Here is a 1,210-nt window from a genome sequence, read left to right as displayed (position 1 = left end):
GCGCCCGAGCCGTCCGGCCCGGAGGCGGGCGGCCACTGCACCCCGCCCGCCGCCTCCGCCGGAGGACCGGCCGGGGCGGATGGATCCGCGCCCCTCGCCCGGCCGGCGACATTCATGGCGACGGTCGGGCGGTCCTGCTGGTCCTGGCCCTGCGGAGCGTCCGTCAGGTGGTACCCGCAGGCACCACAGAACAGGTCGCCGGCGTCCAGCGGCTCTTCGCAGCTAGGGCATGTCGACCATGCGGCCAACTGGGGCTTCTGCGCCATCAATCACACCCACGTCCGGGGGCGGAAACGGTTGGCCCGCTCCACCAGTTCGATCCTCTCCTCGCCCCGCTGGGCGAGCCGGGCGAGCACCCTGTACGAGCGTTCCAGTCCGAAACGCAGGCCCCGCTCGTCGAGCGCGCTGCCGAGCAGGGTGGTGGACCGCTCCACCTGTCCGCCCCGGCCTCCGGAGAGTACCCAGTCAAGAGCGGTGCCCAGTACCTCGGTGGACAATTGCTCACGGCGGACCGCGTCGAGACCGAGCTGCCGGAGCGCCTCCACCTGCCCTCCGGCGGCCCGCAGGTCGTCGAGCAGCGGGTCCAGGGCGACCCGCCGCCGCAGCCGCGCACGGACGGCGGCCACCCTGGCCGCCGTGTAGTGGATCGAGGCCTCCGGTACGGATTCCAGCGTCACCACGGCGCCGGTCCGGTCGCCGGAGGCGAGCTGCACCCGGGCCAGCGCGAACGCCGCGCTGACATAGCTCGGGTCGATCGTCCATACGAGGCGGTAGTACTCGGCCGCGTTGTCCAACTGGCCGAGCACCTCGGCGCAGACCCCGAGCGCCAGCTTCGGCGCGGGCTCACCGGGGAACGCGTCGTAGATTCCGTCGAAGGAGACCGCCGCCGTCTCCTGGTCCCCGGTGACCAGCGAGGCCAGACCGCGGTACCAGACCACCCGCCAGTCGTCCGGATAGCGCCTCTCCAGGGCCGACAGGGCCTCCACAGCGGTGTGCGAGTCGCCGTTCTCCAGCCACGCTCTCACCTGCCGCAGCCCTCGCTCCAGGGAGTCGGCGGGGGCGGCCTCCAGCGCGGCGATCAGCTCGCCGGGCGCCGAGGCCATCAGACCGGCCAGGAAGCCCGCGTTCGGGTCGGCCGGATCGACCCGGGGTACGGGCAGTGCCAGCGCGGTGGCCCGTACGTCGAGCGCCGCGAGCCGGGGCCCCGCCG

1 protein-coding gene and 1 pseudogene are annotated in these 1,210 nt (G+C 73.8%); both read right to left on the bottom strand.

All coding sequences use genetic code 11. The features are described 5' to 3' along the window. Positions 1–266 (bottom strand): annotated as a pseudogene (locus tag QR77_RS48520) (serine/threonine-protein phosphatase); the annotation flags it as partial. Positions 267–269: 3 nt separating this feature from the next. Continuing rightward, on the bottom strand, positions 270–1,210 hold a 941-nt coding region (locus tag QR77_RS11665), incomplete at its 5' end, for a tetratricopeptide repeat protein (RefSeq protein ID WP_150130561.1).

The sequence above is a fragment of the Streptomyces sp. 150FB genome (assembly GCF_000818195.1).
Lineage (GTDB): Bacteria > Actinomycetota > Actinomycetes > Streptomycetales > Streptomycetaceae > Streptomyces.
This window is presented reverse-complemented; position numbering and strand designations above follow the sequence as displayed.